Here is a 15,710-nt window from a genome sequence, read left to right as displayed (position 1 = left end):
TGCAACTAAGGCCGCAGCGCCCTCAGCAGCAGGTCCGCCAGGTGGTCGGCGACCTGCTGCGGGGTGAGCGGGCCGTTCGGGCGGTACCAGGTGGACAGGTGGTGGACGGAGCCGAAGTGGTAGTCCACCACCAGGTCCGCCGGGGTCGCCTTGGAGAAGACTCCGGCCTCCTGGCCCTCCTCGATCAGCGCGCGGAACCGCTCGTGGTAGCGGCGGCGCTCGGACCGTACCTGCTTGTTCTTCTCCGGGCTCAGGTGGTGCATGGAGCGGAAGAAGATCGAGGCGTCGTCGAGGTTGTCGATCGTCGTGACGACCACGTCGGCCGCCGCGTCCCGCACCCGCTGCTCGATCGGCGCGTCGGCGTCCGCGAAGGCGTCGAGACGCTCCTGCTGCACGCGCAGGACGCGTGCGTACACCTCGTGCAGGAGGTCGTCCTTCGATCCGAAGTAGTGGTAGAGCGCACCCTTGGTGACGCCTGCCGACTCAACGATCTCCTGCACCGACGTGCGGTCGTAGCCGCGGTCCGCGAAGAGCCGGGTGGCGGCGGCGAGCAGCCGCTGAGGGACGGGCGTGCCGTCACCGTCCGTCGTCCTGGCCACTGCCGCCACCTGCCTTTCGAGTTTGGCTAGCTCTCGTCCTGCCGAGAGCCCGTGTGGGTGTGGGAACGCAGTTCCCGCCGGAGGATCTTCCCACTTGTGGTCTTCGGGAGCTCCGGCAGGATCTCGACCGCTCGCGGGTATTTGTAGGCGGCGAGCCGCTCCTTGCAGTACTCGGCAAGATCGTCCGGTGCCGCGTCGGCGCCCGGGCGCAGGCTGACGAACGCCTTGACCGTCTCGCCGCGGTAGCTGTCCGGGACACCGATCACCGCCGCCTCGCGGACGGCCGGATGACTGTAGAGGACATCCTCCACCTCGCGCGGCCAGACCTTGAAACCGGACGCGTTGATCATGTCCTTCTTGCGGTCGACCACGTAGAGCCAGCCCTGGGCGTCCATGAAGCCGATGTCGCCGGTGCGCAGCTCCCCGTCGGGGAAGGCCTCGTCCGTGGCGTCGGGGCGCTTCCAGTAGCCGGGCACGACCTGCGGGCCGCGCACGGTGATCTCGCCCTGCTCCCCGAAGGGGACGTCCGCGCCGTGGTCGTCGACGATCCTGACGACCGTCTCCGGGCCGGGGACGCCGACCGCCAGCGTGCCGGACACCGGGTCGACCGGGGCCTCCTGGCCCGGCGGCACGGAGGCACAAGGAGCGGTGCACTCGGTGAGCCCGTACCCGTTGTGGATGTAGGGGCCGAAGCCCGCGCGGAACTTCTCCACCAGGGCGGGCGGCAGCGGCGCACCGCCCGAGGAGATCATCGCGAAGGAATCGAAGTGCTCGCGCGTGGCGGAGGGGTGGGCGGCAAGGGCCATGAAGGCCGTGGACGGGCCCACGGTGTACGCGGGCCGGTGCTCGGCGAAGGCGTCGAGGACGACCCCGGCCTCGAAGCGGTAGGCGAGGGCGAGGGTGCCCGCGTTGGTCAGGCACGCCACCACCTGCGCGACCATGCCCGTGATGTGGAAGAGCGGCGCCATCGCGAAGTAGCAGGCGCCTTCGGGGATGCCGGAGCCCGTGCGCTGCCGCTCGGCGTTGTAGGTGATGTTGCCGTGGGTGTTCATGGCGCCCTTGGGGGTGCCGCTCGTCCCCGACGTGTAGCTGATCAGCGCGATGTCGGAAGGGCCGAGCCCGCGGTCTCCCGGAGCCGGGAGCCTTTGCCGGGCGATCGTCACCAGGTCCTCGGCGTCGGCGGCCTGCGGGAGGCGTTCGAAGTCCAGGACGCGGGTGTCGCCCCGGGTCTGCAGGTCGAGCTGGCACGCGGTGAGCACGATGCGTACGGAGGAGGCCGCGGACGTCTCGCGCAGATACGTGTCCCAGGCGCGGTCCGAACAGATCAGCGCGGCCACGTCGCCGTCCGCCAGGACGTGCCTGACCTCGGCCGACTTGTACATGGGGTTGACCGGCACGACCGTGGCACCCGCCTTCCACGCGCCGAGCAGCGCGATCACGAAGTGCGGGGTGTTCTGCAGGAGGATCGCCACCCGGTCACCGCGCGCGAGCCCGCGCGCGGCCAGGTGCCCGGCGACGGAGTCGGTGAGGGCGTCCACCTCGCGGTAGCTCAGGCGCCCGTCGAAGTAGGCGAGGGCCGTGTGGTCGGGGGCCCTGAGCACCGAGGCGCGGAAGGCGTGCACGACGGACGCGGCGGGCTCGACGGGGCCGCGCTGGGCCTCGGTGAGGCGGGCGAGCCAGGGCTTGGCGGCGTATATGGACGCGGTCGGGGTCGCGTCGCTCACTGCTCCACCGCCTCCCACTTCTGCTGGAGGTGGTTCATGCCGGTGAGCCATTTGTCGGGTTCGGCGGCGCGGGTGCGGTAGTACTCGGCGACCTCGGGGTGCGGCAGGATCAAGAAGCGGTTCTCCTCGATCCCGGCGAAGAGGGCGTCCGCCACGTCCTCCGGCTCGATCGCGGTCGGGGTGAGCACGATGTCGCCCGCGGTGCCGGTGGCGGCGAGCATGTCGGTGCGCACGCCCTGGGGGCAGATCGCGTGGACGTCGATCCCGCGGTGCCGGTAGGTGAGCGAGAGCCACTCGGCGAAGGCGTACGCGCCGTGCTTGGTGACGCTGTAGGGAGCGGCGCCGATCATGGTGAGCAGTCCTGCCGCCGAGACGGTGGAGACGAAGCGGCCGCTGCCGCGCTCCAGCCAGTCGGGGAGCAGCGCGTGGGCCGCGCGGACGTGGGCCATGACGTTGACGTCCCAGGCCGTGGCCCAGACCTCCTCCGGCGCCGCCTCCGAGCCGCCCGAGCCGAGGCCCGCGTTGGCGCAGTACACGTCGACGGTGCCGCTCAGGGCCTCTCTGGCCTCCGGCACGACCGTGGACGCGTCGCCCGGCACGGCCACGGCGCCGATCTCGTCGGCCACCGCCTTCGCCTTGGCTGCGTCCAGGTCGTTGACCACGACGCGCGCCCCGGCGGCGGCGAACCGGCGGGCCAGCGCGGCCCCGATTCCGCCTCCGGCACCGGTGACGACAACTCCCTTGTCCTGCAGGGTCTCCACGATCAGTCTCCTTCGACTGCGGCTCCGCTGTGATCGCAGACTAACCAGTCGGTATGTTCGGATGGAAGGGGGCCGGGCAGCCAGGTTCGTTCCCCGCGGGGAGTCCGCGCGCTAGCGTGCGTGGCCATGACAGCCACCGCGCTCACGGAGGTCTCTGCATGAACCTGTCCCGCCGCAGTCTGTCCAGACGGGGCCTGCTGGCCGCCACCACCGCCACGGCCCTCACCTCGGCGGCCCCCGCAGCGGCCGCGGGAGGCGGCGGCGGTTCGGGCGGCGGCCGCCGGCTGCGCACCGGCTTCGAGCGTCTCGCCGCCGACGGCTACGCGCTCCTGGACGGGGAGCGGGTCGGCGTCGTCACCAACCCGACCGGCGTCACCAGGGACGTACGCCACATCGTCGACGTCATGCACGCCGACGAGCGCGTGAACCTGGTCGCGGTGTTCGGCCCCGAGCACGGCTTCCGGGGGACGGCCCAGGCGGGCGGCTCCGAGGGGCGGTACGACGACCCGGCGACCGGTCTCCCCGTCTACGACACGTACCAGAAGAGCGGCAAAGCCCTTGCCGACATCTTCACGGCATCGCGCGTCGACACGATCGTCTTCGACATCCAGGACGCGGGGGCGCGCTTCTACACGTACATCTGGACGCTCTTCGACTGCATGGAGTCCGCCGAGCTGGCGGGGAAACGGTTCGTCGTCCTCGACCGGCCGAACCCGGTGACGGGGCGCGGCGCGTACGGGCCCGTCCTGCACAAGGAGTTCGCGACGTTCGTCGGACGCCAGCCGATCTCGCAGGCGCACGGCATGACGGTGACGGAGCTCGCGCTGCTGTTCAACGGCGAGTTCCTGGAGCGCCCCGCCGATCTTGAGACCGTGCGGATGACGGGGTGGAAGCGCTCGGACTTCTACGACGCCTCCGGGCTGCCCTGGGTGCCGCCGAGCCCGAACATGCCCACGCCCGACACCGCCCTGGTCTACAGCGGCACCTGTCTCTTCGAGGGCACGAACCTCTCCGAGGGGCGCGGCACGACCCGTCCCTTCGAACTGCTCGGCGCGGAGGGCATCGACCGGAAGTGGGCAGCCGCCGCCAACGACGTCGGGCTGCGCGGCGTGGACTTCAGGGAGGCCTACTTCGCGCCGACGTTCTCCAAGTTCCAGGGCAAGACGATCGGCGGCGTCCAGCTCCACGTGCACGACCGGGAGTCGTACGACCCGGTGCGCACCGGCATCGCGCTCCTGGTGACCGCCAAGAAGACGTGGAGCGGGTTCGCCTGGCGCCCCGACAACTGGATCGACAAGCTGACGGGCACCACACGGGTCCGCACCATGATCGACGCGGGCGCGGACACGGACGAGGTGGTGGCCGCCTGGCAGGACGACCTCGCACGCTTCCGCGGGGTGCGGAGGCGGTATCTGCACTACCGGTAGGGGGCAGCCCCCACCCGCGAAAGGGGTGCCTGCCGGATGGCAGGTACCCCTTGCGGTCCGGAATCGTGATCTTCAGCTCCGTACACCCGAGTTGAGGAGATCCCGCATGGCACGCACGGCACGCCGCACGGTTCCCCTGGCGCTGGCCGGGACGCTGGGCCTGGGGGTGCTCGTCGCGCCCCAGGCCGCCGGAGCCGAACCCAAGGCCACGGATCCCGTCCCGGCGATCGAGCGCGCTGCGCACCCCTTGCGTTCGACCGATCCGGGCGGTTCCACGAAGGACCTGCGGCCGATGGGCCGGATGGTGGGTGACGCTTCGGTGGTGGGCCTGGGTGAGGCCACACACGGCTCGCACGAATTCTTCACGATGAAGGACCGCGTTTTCCGCTATCTCGTGGAGGAGAAGGGGTTCACCACCTTCGCGCAGGAGGTCAGCTGGACCACGGGCCTGCGGTTCGACGCGTACGTGCGCGGGGGCGAGGGAGACGTGCGCGAGCTGGTCCACGAGGAGCTGGCGAAGACGCCCTGGGACACCCAGGAGTACGTCGACCTCCTGACGTGGATGCGCGCGTACAACGACAAGCACCCGGACCGCCAGGTGCGCTTCATGGGCAACGACCTCAACTACCCAGAGATCGGCGGCGAGTTGTTCGACGGGGTCGAGGACTACGTCCGCGCGCACGAGCCGGATCTGCTGCCCAGGATCGCCGAGCTGTACGCGCCGATCCGCCGCCTCGCGGACGGGGACACGTACATGGGCAGGCCTCTTGAGGAGCGGAAGAAGCTGGCGGGCAACGCGCGGGAGGCGCTGAAGCTGCTGAAGCAGCGTCAGCCCTCGTCGGCTGGCGGGAAGTTCACCTGGGCAGTGCAGCACGCCCGGTCGCTCTCGCAGACCACCACGGTCTACGCCTTCGCCCTGGACACCCCCGAGGGCCAGAAGGACGCCATGCTGTACCGCGACCGGCTCATGGCTCAGAACACCGCGTGGTGGCAGCGCAGGACGGGCGACAAGGTGCTCCTGTCGGCCCACAACGCCCATGTCGGGTACGAGAGTTACGACCCGCGCTACCCCAAGATGCAGGGCGCCTTCCTGCGGGACCGGCTCGGCGAGCGGTACGTCAGCATCGGGTTCACCTTCGACCGGGGGTCGTTCATGGCACAGAGCGCCGAATCCGAGGTGTGGAAGCCCCGCTCGGTGGGCGCGGCCGCGCGCAGCACGAACGAGTACACGCTCGACAAGGTGCGCCACGACGACTACTTCCTGGACGTGCGGACCGCTCCCCCGGCCGCCCGGAAGTGGCTGAGCAAGGGCCGCACGACCCGGAACATCGGGACGGCGTACCCGGACGGGCCGTACAAGATCCGCCTCGCGCCGACGCACGACATCCTCATCCACCTGCACGACGTCACGGCGGCTCACCGCCGGTCTCAATGACCGAGACACACCGTCCCAGGTATTGACTGGCCCCTACATCCAACGCGACAGTGCCGGTCGTGCGGAGTGAAACGACAGCAGAGAAACAGCAGGTCCAGGACGCGGACGGCAGCCCCGAGAGCATGCGCCGGGTGGCCGTCGCGTCCTTCATCGGGACGGCCATCGAGTTCTACGACTTCTACATCTACGGCACGGCGGCCGCCCTCGTCCTGAACGAGGCGTTCTTCCCGACCCTGGACCCGGTCAACGCCACCCTCGCCTCCTTCTCCACCTACGCGGTGGCGTTCGCGGCGCGGCCCATCGGGTCGGTGATCTTCGGGCACTTCGGCGACCGGGTCGGGCGCAAGTCGGTGCTCGTGGCCTCGCTGCTCCTCATGGGCCTCTCGACGGCGCTCGTCGGACTCCTGCCCGGGTACGGCACGTTGGGCATCTGGGCGCCGATCCTGCTCATCCTGCTCCGCTTCCTCCAGGGCATCGGGCTCGGCGGCGAGTGGGGCGGGGCCGCGCTGCTCGCGGTGGAGCACGCACCGAAGAAGAAGCGCGGGATGTACGCCGCCTTCCCCCAACTCGGCCCGTCCGTCGGGTTCTTCGCGGCGACCGGCGTCTTCTGGCTGCTGTCCGCCGTCCTGTCCGACGACGCGTTCAGGTCCTGGGGCTGGCGCGTGCCGTTCCTGCTCTCCTTCCTCCTTGTCGGCGTCGGACTCTTCGTGCGCCTGCGCATCAGCGAGACGCCGGTCTTCGCGAAGGTCATGGACGCGCAGGAGGCCAGCAAGGTCCCCACGCTCGACGTGCTGCGCCGCTATCCGCGCGAACTGCTGCTCGGCGCGGGCGGGATGATCGTCGCGTACGGCCTCTTCTACACGGCGACGACGTACTGCCTCGCCTACTCCACCGGCACCCTGAGTGTCTCCCGCAACACCATGCTGGGGCTCTCGCTGGTCGCCTGTCTGTTTCTCGCGGCCGGTACGTGGCTGGCCGCGACCCGCTCCGACGGCGCCGGACGTCGCAAGCTGGTTCTCGCGGGCGCCGGGCTCGCGGTGGTGTGGGGCCTGGTGCTCTTCCCTCTCCTGGACACCGAGCAGCCGGTGCTCATGGCCCTGGCGCTCGGCGGCGCGCTGTTCTGCATGGGCGTGGTGTACGGGCCGATGGGCGCTTATCTGCCGGAGCTGTTCGGCACGAACGTGCGCTACTCGGGCGCTTCGCTCGCCTACAACCTGGGCGGTGTGCTCGGCGGTGCGGTCTCCCCTCTGGTGGCGACGCGGCTGCAGTCCGCGTTCGGATCCTCGTCGGTGGGCTGGTACGTGAGCGCGATGGCGGTCGTGTCCCTGGTGTGTGTTCTCGCACTGCCGGAAACCCGCGAGCGTGAACTGGCGTGAAACCGGCGCGAACTCGATAAACGTAATGCGGCGCACGCGGGAAGTGAATTCTCCACACGTCTAGACCACATACTCCGACCATATCCGGAATGGCTAATTCACCGACTGAGCCACCAGCGTTCATTGTCCTTCGCCAATGCGTCCCAGAGCAGGTTCAACGGGTGTCCCGAATCAACGGAATCGCGGTCGCCGCGCCGCGTGAACACCCCCACGAGCACCTCGGTCCGCGGTCCGACATCGCCGACGACATCGAGCCGCCGCAGCCCCCCGGCCTCCGGGAGGCTGCCGCTCTCGGCGGCCTCCGCGATGCCCCTGGTGACGAGCATCGCCCCGCTCACCACGCCCGAGCGCAGCAGCTCGAAGCCGTAGTGCGCGGCCTCTATCTCGGCGGCGATGGACAGCTGCTGGCGGTAGTCGGTGCCGTACCAGGAGGCCAGGAAGCGGCCGATGAGGCCGCCCGCCGATACCACGAGGGGCAGTTCGGGCAGGGCGCTCGCGCCCACTGAAGGACCGGGGAGACGGCCGCCCGGCAGGTTCGTGAGCAGCGAGAGTCCGCTGCGGCGCCACTCGATGACGTCGTACGGATCGAGCTCGGTCTCCTGGCCCTCGGTGACCACGACACTGCCGCAGACCAGGTCGAGTTCCTTGGACCGCAGCTTGGCGAAGAGGTCGCCGGTGCGGACGTGGGTGACCTTCAGGTCGACGCCACGGCGTTCGTAGGCGTCGCTCACGCGCTCCACCGCGTCCAGGAGAAACCCCAGCGTGTAGCGGGTCGAGCCGACGGACAGGGTGCGGCCCAGGCGGCGGCGCGCGTCGTGCAGACCGTCCTTCCACTGACCGAGCGTGCGCCGCGCCAGGTCGACGAGGGCCTCGCCGGTGGGGGTGAAGAGGACGTCCTTGCCGCGCCCCCGCTTGAGGACGAGGGCTTCTCCGCACAGGGCGCCGAAGGTGCGGTTCATCGTGTCCAGCTGCTTCTGCACGCTGGACTGCTCCCGCCCGAGCTGTCGGGCAGCGGCGAGCGCCGTGCCCGTCTCGTGCACCGAGAGCAGCGTACGCAATTGATCCATCGTGGTGTCCAGCAGCTCCGTGGGGTACTGCTGCGGACCGGATAAGGCCATGTTCGGCTACTCGCTCTCCGACTCCTTTTGCTTTTACGGCAATGGAGCATAGCCGTCGCAGAAACTGATCCGGAGAACAGCGAAAATTATCTGGCGATTTCTTCCAGAAAAAGCTGGATGCGTTCCCGGTACCCGTGGAATGGTCGAGCCAATCCCGATCGACCCACCATCTCCGAGTCGACCCCACATCTCCGTGTCGACTCACCATCTCTGCAAGGAGACTTACGCTCGTGAGCCATTACCAGGCCGCACCCGCGCAGGCGGGCCCCCACCCCACGGGCCCCACGAACCGCGCGGTCAGGCGACCCGGCGCTCTCACCGCCCTGGTGTGGACCTCGGTCCTCTCCGCGGTCGCCGCACTCGTCGGCGCGGCCCTCGTCTTCGCCGGCGGCGACGGCATGGCCGAGGACAACATCAACGACGTCATCCAGGACCACCCGGACGTCGTCGGACTTCCCTCGGGGACCTCGGCGGCGGACATCAAGGCGCTGTCCGGACCCATCTGGGACGAGCTGGTCAGCGACCGGGCGGGAACGCTCGCCGCTCGGGCGGGATTCGCGGCGTTCACCGCGCTCTGCCTGCTGATATTCGCCCTCGCCGCCCGCAAGGGCGCGGCCGTCTGGGCCCGGGTGCTCATCACCGTGTCGGCCGTCGTCGCCCTGTTCCCGCACTTCCTGATCCTCGGGGACTACGAACCGGACTCGGTCTTCGCCCTGAGCTTCGTCTCGCTCTTCACCGCCATCGCCGCGATCGTGCTGTGCTGGCTTCCGCCCGTCAACCGCTTCGCGCGGGAACGGAAGGCCGTCGGCTGACCGACGGCACACCGGACCGCATTGGGGCAGGTGCCGCCGGGGGTGGGCGTCTGCCCCAATGCGTACTGCGGGACATCTGGTCAGTACACCGGGGCCGCAGGACGATGGCCGCGTGGAGCCCTACTGGGAACTGACCTTCGACGCCGACGGGGACGTCGACACCACGCAGCGCGACCACCTCCTCGCCGAGGTGGCCGCCGAGCGCGTCACCGATCTCCTCGTCCTCGCGCACGGCTGGAACAACGACCAAGACATGGCCACCGACCTCTACCGACGGTTCTACGCTCCGTGCCAGGGCCTCGCGGGACCGCGCGTACGCCTGGGATACGTGGGCGTGCTCTGGCCCGCCATCCGCTTCCCCGACGAGCGGATCCCGGACTTCGAACCCTCGCTCACGGACACCGGGGCGGGCCCGCCGCCCGGCGTGGGTCCCCTCCTCGACGAGCCGACCCGGCTCCTCCTGACGCGCACGTTCCCCGACCACGAAGAGGAACTCCGGCGCATCGGCGCTCTGTTGGAGGAACGCTCCGAGGTGCCGTCGCGCCTCTACGAGTACGGACGCCTCGTCCGCAACCTGGTCGCCGTGCACCAGAACAGCGCGGCCCAGCGCTTCGCCAACGACACCTGGGCGGGCGAGCCCGCCATGCTGACCGACGACGCGGTCGAGGTGTGCCAGGTGTTCGCCGCGGCGATGGAGGAGACCGGACAGCAGGAGCTCTTCGGCAGCCTGCGCAAACGTCTGTGGAACGGGGCGCACGAACTCCTGCGCCAGGCCAGCTACTACGCCATGAAACGCCGGGCGGGCTCCGTGGGCCAGCTGGGCCTGGGCCCCGCGATCGGGCTGCTCGCCCGCGAGGCACCGGACGTGCGCGTGCACCTCATCGGGCACAGCTTCGGGGCGCGGCTCGTGTCGTACGCGCTGCGCGGGATGCCGGCGCCGGTGCGCAGCGTGAAGTCCACGACGCTGCTCCAAGGGGCCTTCTCCCACTACGCGTTCTCCAAGCGCCTGCCGCACGCTCCCTCGCGCAGCGGCGCGCTCAACGGGGTGCAGCGGCGGATCGACGGCCCGCTGGTGTCCTGCTACTCCCGGCACGACGACGCCCTGGGCAAGATCTATCCCCTGGCGTCGAAGATCGCCGGGGACTCCTCGACCTTCCTCGGCCTCTGGGAGCGCTGGGGCGCCATCGGGTACGACGGCATCCGGGCGGTGGACGGTGCCAAGCGCGTCAAGCTGGGCCGGGCGATCCCCGCCAAGGGGTGCGTGAGCGTGGACGCGTCGTCGGTGGTGCGGCGCGGCGGTCCGCCCTCCGGCGCGCACAGCGACATCTGCCATGAGGAACTGGCGCATGTCGTGTTCGCCGCAGGGCGGATCGCTCGGGCGTGACTCCTCTTCCTCTGGAATGCCCCTGGAACTGCTCGTGCTTCCCTAGCGGTGCCGGGGGAATTCGACGACCTGCTGGTACGTGGGCCGGTTCTGCCACTGGATCGGCCCGTGCGTGATGCCGCCGAGCGCCCGGTGGATGACCGAGTCCGCGCACCACTGCTCGCCGGGCTTGCAGCTGTCGTCACCGGGATAGACCTCGGTCGCGGGCTTGGCCACGGCCTGCGTCAGGGTGGCCAGGAGCGCGTCACGGCAGGCGTCCAGCTTCCCCTCGCCGCAGTAGGCGTCGCCCAGCTCGCCCTCGACGGGCTGCCCGAGCACCGACCGCAGGTCCTTGTCCGCGAAGCCCCACCAGCCGTACTGGAAGGCCGATCCGGCGTGCGCCCCGGTCGGGCCGTGCCCGGCGGACGGTGACTCGTCGGTGCCGAGCTGCGCCGTCAGGGCGTCGTACAGCTCCTTGCCCATGCCCGGCTTGAACTCGGCCTCGATCAGGAGGGGCCACCAGGCGTCCATGATGCGTACGGCGTCGGGGTGGGCGTACGTCTTGGAGCCCGCCGCCGTCTGATTGCGCTGCGAGCCCGCCTTCCGCCAGGCCTCAAGCTGCTGGACGGCCTTGGCCTGTTGGGGATCGGTGACCGGCTTGCTCCGCACCACCTTGAGGAGTTCAGGAAGCACCTGTTCGCCGCGCAGGTCGGTCACGGCCGCCTCGGACATGGCCTGGGTCAGCGAGGCGCGCGTGACGCCGCCCTCCTCGGTGAGCTTCTTCACCCGGCCGTCGAGCAGGTCACCGCGGTGCACGGCGCTGATGCCGAAGCCCGCCGTGCTGAAGTCCTTGGCCTGCTTGTTGTTCCAGGAGATGTAGTAGTCCTGGTTGACGGACTGCGGGTGCTCGGCCGGTGGCGTCTGTGCCGAGGTGTTGTTCTCCGGGTCGAAGTCCTGCCATTCGTTGGCCTGTTGGGCCTTGACGGGCAGGGCGGGGTCGATGTCCTTCGCGCGCTGCGGGTTGGCGCCGCTGTTGTAGTACGCGGTGTCGCGCGAGTCGGCGTAGAACCAGTTGAAGGCGTAGCTGATGTTCTGGGCGGCCTTCTTGAAGGTCGACGCGTCCTTGACGTACGTCGGGTCGTTGAGCATCTGGAAGCCGATGATCGAGTCGGCCTCGTGGCGGTAGGTGGAGCGCAGCGAGACGTAGGCGACGGGCTTGCCCTCGACGTTCGCGCGGTGCGTCACGACGCCGTACTTCGTGCGGAAGACCTGCATGCGGTAGGAGCCCGCGGCCGTGGAGTCGGCGAGGGTCGGCTTCCAGGCGTTCTTGCGCTCCAGCTTCTCCATGGGGGTGCAGGTGCCGTGGTGGAGATAGTGGGTGGACTGCTTCGTGGGGGCGCCGCCGCCCGGTTCGCAGAGCTCGACGGCGTACGTGTCCGTGATGTCCTGACCGGCGGACGTGGCCGACCAGGCGTAGTCCTGGCCGCGGCCCAGCTGGATGTACATGCCGACGCCCGCGAAGGAGACGCCGCGCGCGCTGATACCGGGGCCCTGAAGCTCCTGCTGCATGAGGAGCTGAGGCGCGAAGTAGCCGGTCTGCGGGCCGAAGACGGCGACCGGGTTTCCGCTCGCGGTGTGCTTTCCGGAGACGAGGAGGGCGTTCGACATGCCCTTCTTGTGGCCGTCCTGCTGGAACAGGTCGCCGGGCAGCACGCCGTCGTCGTACATCCCCTGGAGCGGTTTGAGCTTCTTGGGCGCCTTGACCGGGTCCTTCGCCGCCGTCTTGGCGCCGCCCTCCCGGTCGTAGACGAGCTGTTCGCGCTCGACCGAGCCCGCGTCGGGCATCGCGGTGCCGCGCGCGTCCTTGGGCTTGCCCGCGTACGGGAAGCTGGTGCCGTCGTGGATGGTCTGGACGGCCTCGGGGTCGTTGCGGGCGCGGAAGGACTCCCAGACCTTCGTGCCCTTCTCGACGCCGTACTTCTCCTGGGACTTCAGGAGGGAGAGGGCCGATTCGACCTCTCCGCCGCCGCCGTTGCCGAAGAGGCCGCCGACGACGGACGCGAGGGCGATCATGTCGGTGATCTTGAAGGGCTCGATCTCGCCGATGTTGGTGATCGCGTCGATCTTGCCGGTCAGGACGTACTCACCGGGGAAGTAGCGGCCGTTCTTGGACTTCACCCGGTAGGAGTTGAGGCCGTCGATGTAGGCCTGCGCGTCCTCCATGGCCTGCTTGCCGCGCTCGCCCTGGGTCGACCTGATGTACTCGACCTGCTTCTCCAGGTCCTTCTCCGTGTACGGCGCCTGCGGCCAGAACTGCTGCTCCAGGCCCTGGTTGGCGAGCGCTCCGCCCGCGAACGAGGTCAGCTCGCCGCGGCCGATGTGCCGGAACAGATCGATGAGCCAGAGCCGGTCCTGCCCGGCAGCGAAGCCCGCGCCGAACTCGGTGCCGTAGCGCGTGCTGCCCTTGATGTGCGGGATGCCGTACTTCTTGTCCCGGGTGATCGTCACGTCGTCGCGCGGCTTGGTGACGGAGGCGACCTGGCCGTCGCGGACGCCGAACGAGGCGTCGTTGAAGAACTCCGTCAGCTTGTCGTCGGTGAGGGACTGATAGCCGGAGGAGAGCGCGTCGTACGGGCCCAACTGGTCGTTCGCATGCGCGGGTTGCGTGCCGAACACCCGGTGGCTGAGGATCTCGGCGAGTGTGGCGTTGCCGTTCGCGCCGGGCGGCAGGATGTCCGCGCACTGCGCCCCGCAGTAGTCGGTCGCCGGTGGTGGCTCGTCGGCGGCGGCCGTCCCCGGCTGCGGCGCGAGAAGACCCGCGGCGAGAGCGAGCGCCGCCGTGGCGGTGAGGGTTCTGAGCCGGACGATGCGCTGTCGCATGTGTGCTCCTCTGGGCTCCGCTTGTGCTCCTGTGGGAGGGAGTTGGGGCGGAGGTTACTGGCGGGTTGCCGAACCCGGAAGATGAACATGCGTCGCTTTTCCATAATCGCCACATCATCACTGCTCAGAGCTCCACATCGCGGGTCTGATGACAGCCATCTGAAATCGGATGGGCCACAAGGGAGCCGAATCGCGTGTCGATACGTCTACTCGGCAACGTCCGAGAACGTGCGACGGAGGTGCAGGGCGATGGCCGGATTCCGGAGTCTCGCGAGACAGGTGCGTGATCCGCTGAGCGATTTGGCGCTGCGACGGTACTCGCTGCGCAAGTGCCTGGAGAGGTTCGCCCCCTACGGCCACCGGGCGACCTGGGACCATCTGTGCTCCCGAGCGGGCTTCGGGCCCGAGGACCGGTCGCCCGACCCGGCGCGGCTCGTGGCCGCGCTCGATGAACTGGAAGCGGCGCGGGCGGTCTGGCTCGCCTACGAGGAGGGCTTCGCGGAGCGCCGCCGCAAGGAGAAGCACGACGGGCTCCGCAGGCCCGGCAGCGTGGACGACTGGCACCGCTGCACCTGGGGAGGGTGCGGGGTCGCCTGGTGCGACGACCCCGGCGTCCACCCCGGTGAACCACTCGCCGAGGTACTGCGCCGGCTCATCGCGGCGCTCGAGCGCGATCCGGGCACGGTCTGCCCGGTGTGCGCGCGATCCGATCTCGTCTGGACACACGGCCTGGCGCACGAGCCTTCCTCGGGCGCCGTCTGCACGGGCTGCGGCATCGTGGTGCCGGACCCGGTGCTCACGCCCGCGGCGATGGCACGGGCGCGGGCACGGCGGGAACGGCCGCTGGTCTCGGCGTGACGTCCGGCCGCCGTGGCGGCCAGGGCGTCGAGACGGCTAGGGCGTCGAGATGTCCCATTGGATGGCCAGCTTGAACTCGGCGAACATGAGCGGCGCGGCGATCTTCACGTCGCCCGCGCCGCGTGCCGATATCTTCAGGCCGACCGGTGTCTGCGGGTGCACGAACATCTGCCAGGTGTGCGTCCGGTACTGCCCGCCCTTGGTGGGCACCCAGTCGGTGGTGGCCGTCGAGTCGTACCCCGTGGAGCCGCCGAGCGGATCGCGCACATAGCGGGCGCGGTACTCGGTGGGCCGGCTGTCCGGTTCCCAGAAGATCATCGCCGACAGGGTGCCCCAGCCGTCGTGGCTCGGCCAGATGAGCCCGGACCGGGCGTCGGGGAACTGCGAGGGATGCGTGCTCCCCTTGCTCGGGTCGTGCATGTGCCACGGGTCGTACGACTCCTCGGCGTCCGCGTACGGAAACCGCACGAGGTGGTAGCCGTCGCTGTCGTACGTGATCTTCTGTCGGCCCGTGCGCGCGGAGTCCCACTTCAACGAACAGATGGCGATTCCCATCAGCGCTCCCCCTGCGTGTCGTCGTCTGTGCTGTCCTGGGGTGATGCAGGTATGTCTGAACGGCGCCCGCGGCGCGGGCGATGGTGCGTTGATCCCGTTGTCGCCCGGGGCGATGGCCGAGTCCGCGGCAGAGGCTGTCGCGGTCGGCGCCCGGGATGTCCATGTACACCCCAAGACCCCTTGTGGACAAGACACGTTGGCGCCACGTGCGGTTGCGGCCGCGCTGGAAGCCGTCCGGTCCGTGACCTCCGTCCCGGTCGGGGTGACCACGGGAGCCTGGGCCGAACCGGACGCGGCCGAGCGGGTGGCCCACATCCGGGCGTGGACGGTGCTGCCCGACCACGCGTCGGTCAACTGGCACGAGCCGGGCGCGGAAGTGGTGGCCGAGGCGCTCCTGGACCGGGGTGTGGGCGTGGAGGCGGGCATCTGGTCCGGCACGGACAGCGCGGAACGGTTCACGGCGTCCGCGCTCGGACCGCGGGTCCTGCGGGTCCTCGCGGAGGTGACCGACCCCGACCCCTCGACGGCCCGCGACTCGGCCCGCGCTCTCCTCACCGCCATCGGCCGCGCGCACGGCCGCCCCGTCCTGCTGCACGGCGAGGAAGGCGGCACCTGGCCGGTGCTGCGGCTCGCGGGACGCCTGGGGCTCGCGACGCGCGTCGGCCTGGAGGACACGCTGGTCCTGCCGGACGGGGAACGGGCCGCGTCGAACGCCGAGTTGGTCTCGGCGGCGCTTTCCCTGCTGAGCAGACCGCCCTCCTGAGGGCGCGGCGTGACGCTACCAGTCGCATATTGGATCGCT

At 70.0% G+C, this 15,710-nt stretch carries 13 protein-coding genes; 7 read left to right on the top strand and 6 right to left on the bottom strand.

What is annotated here, in order from left to right; all coding sequences use genetic code 11:
- Positions 1–5 precede the first annotated feature (5 nt).
- From ABZ833_RS29995 to ABZ833_RS29985, 3 genes are read right to left on the bottom strand one after another with little or no spacing between them, the layout of a single operon-like run.
- Entirely contained in the window at positions 6–599 is a 594-nt protein-coding gene (locus ABZ833_RS29995) for a TetR/AcrR family transcriptional regulator (RefSeq protein WP_344518919.1), read from the bottom strand.
- A gap of 26 nt (positions 600–625) precedes the next feature.
- Positions 626–2,323 (bottom strand): AMP-binding protein, encoded by a 1,698-nt coding sequence (locus ABZ833_RS29990; protein ID WP_361052786.1) that lies wholly within the window; start codon positions 2,321–2,323, stop codon positions 626–628.
- On the bottom strand, positions 2,320–3,087 hold the full coding sequence (locus ABZ833_RS29985) for an SDR family oxidoreductase (RefSeq protein ID WP_361053027.1): 768 nt from the start codon (positions 3,085–3,087) through the stop codon (positions 2,320–2,322). The genes ABZ833_RS29990 and ABZ833_RS29985 overlap by 4 nt, the downstream gene beginning before the upstream one ends.
- A 155-nt stretch (positions 3,088–3,242) precedes the next feature.
- On the opposite strand from ABZ833_RS29985, the gene ABZ833_RS29980 reads away from it, so the two are divergent.
- The 3 genes from ABZ833_RS29980 (at position 3,243) to ABZ833_RS29970 (ending at position 7,322) form a co-directional block, all read left to right on the top strand.
- On the top strand, positions 3,243–4,511 hold the full coding sequence (locus tag ABZ833_RS29980; protein ID WP_361052783.1) for a DUF1343 domain-containing protein: 1,269 nt from the start codon (positions 3,243–3,245) through the stop codon (positions 4,509–4,511).
- 106 nt (positions 4,512–4,617) lie between these two features.
- Positions 4,618–5,946 carry an erythromycin esterase family protein gene (locus ABZ833_RS29975; RefSeq protein WP_361052780.1) on the top strand — a complete coding sequence of 443 codons (1,329 nt, stop codon included), beginning with the start codon at positions 4,618–4,620 and terminating at the stop codon, positions 5,944–5,946.
- Positions 5,947–6,068: 122 nt separating this feature from the next.
- Positions 6,069–7,322 carry an MFS transporter gene (locus tag ABZ833_RS29970; protein ID WP_361053024.1) on the top strand — a complete coding sequence of 418 codons (1,254 nt, stop codon included), beginning with the start codon at positions 6,069–6,071 and terminating at the stop codon, positions 7,320–7,322.
- Between the two features lie 98 nt (positions 7,323–7,420).
- On the opposite strand, the gene ABZ833_RS29965 is transcribed toward ABZ833_RS29970, so the two are convergent.
- A complete protein-coding gene (locus ABZ833_RS29965) occupies positions 7,421–8,440 on the bottom strand; it encodes a LysR family transcriptional regulator (protein WP_361052777.1) in 1,020 nt (339 codons plus the stop codon).
- A 230-nt stretch (positions 8,441–8,670) separates the two neighbouring features.
- Between ABZ833_RS29965 and ABZ833_RS29960 the strand changes: the two genes are divergently transcribed.
- Together ABZ833_RS29960 and ABZ833_RS29955 are read left to right on the top strand one after the other, a co-directional pair.
- Positions 8,671–9,252: a hypothetical protein gene (locus ABZ833_RS29960; RefSeq protein WP_361052774.1), complete on the top strand. Its 582-nt coding sequence runs from the start codon at positions 8,671–8,673 to the stop codon at positions 9,250–9,252.
- Positions 9,253–9,364: 112 nt separating this feature from the next.
- Positions 9,365–10,636 (top strand): serine-threonine protein kinase, encoded by a 1,272-nt coding sequence (locus tag ABZ833_RS29955; protein WP_361052771.1) that lies wholly within the window; start codon positions 9,365–9,367, stop codon positions 10,634–10,636.
- A 42-nt stretch (positions 10,637–10,678) separates the two neighbouring features.
- Here ABZ833_RS29955 and ABZ833_RS29950 read toward each other — a convergent pair whose 3' ends face one another.
- A complete protein-coding gene (locus ABZ833_RS29950) occupies positions 10,679–13,495 on the bottom strand; it encodes a penicillin acylase family protein (protein ID WP_361052768.1) in 2,817 nt (938 codons plus the stop codon).
- A 249-nt stretch (positions 13,496–13,744) separates the two neighbouring features.
- On the opposite strand from ABZ833_RS29950, the gene ABZ833_RS29945 reads away from it, so the two are divergent.
- Positions 13,745–14,353 (top strand): hypothetical protein, encoded by a 609-nt coding sequence (locus tag ABZ833_RS29945; RefSeq protein ID WP_361052765.1) that lies wholly within the window; start codon positions 13,745–13,747, stop codon positions 14,351–14,353.
- Positions 14,354–14,389: 36 nt separating this feature from the next.
- Here ABZ833_RS29945 and ABZ833_RS29940 read toward each other — a convergent pair whose 3' ends face one another.
- Positions 14,390–14,908 (bottom strand): hypothetical protein, encoded by a 519-nt coding sequence (locus ABZ833_RS29940; protein WP_361052762.1) that lies wholly within the window; start codon positions 14,906–14,908, stop codon positions 14,390–14,392.
- 40 nt (positions 14,909–14,948) lie between these two features.
- Between ABZ833_RS29940 and ABZ833_RS29935 the strand changes: the two genes are divergently transcribed.
- Positions 14,949–15,671, top strand: a complete 723-nt coding sequence (locus ABZ833_RS29935; protein WP_361052759.1) for a 3-keto-5-aminohexanoate cleavage protein — start codon at positions 14,949–14,951, stop codon at positions 15,669–15,671.
- Positions 15,672–15,710 lie beyond the last annotated feature (39 nt).

It is taken from the genome of Streptomyces sp. NPDC047525 (assembly GCF_040643025.1).
Classification (GTDB): Bacteria; Actinomycetota; Actinomycetes; order Streptomycetales; family Streptomycetaceae; genus Streptomyces; species Streptomyces durmitorensis.
This window is presented reverse-complemented; position numbering and strand designations above follow the sequence as displayed.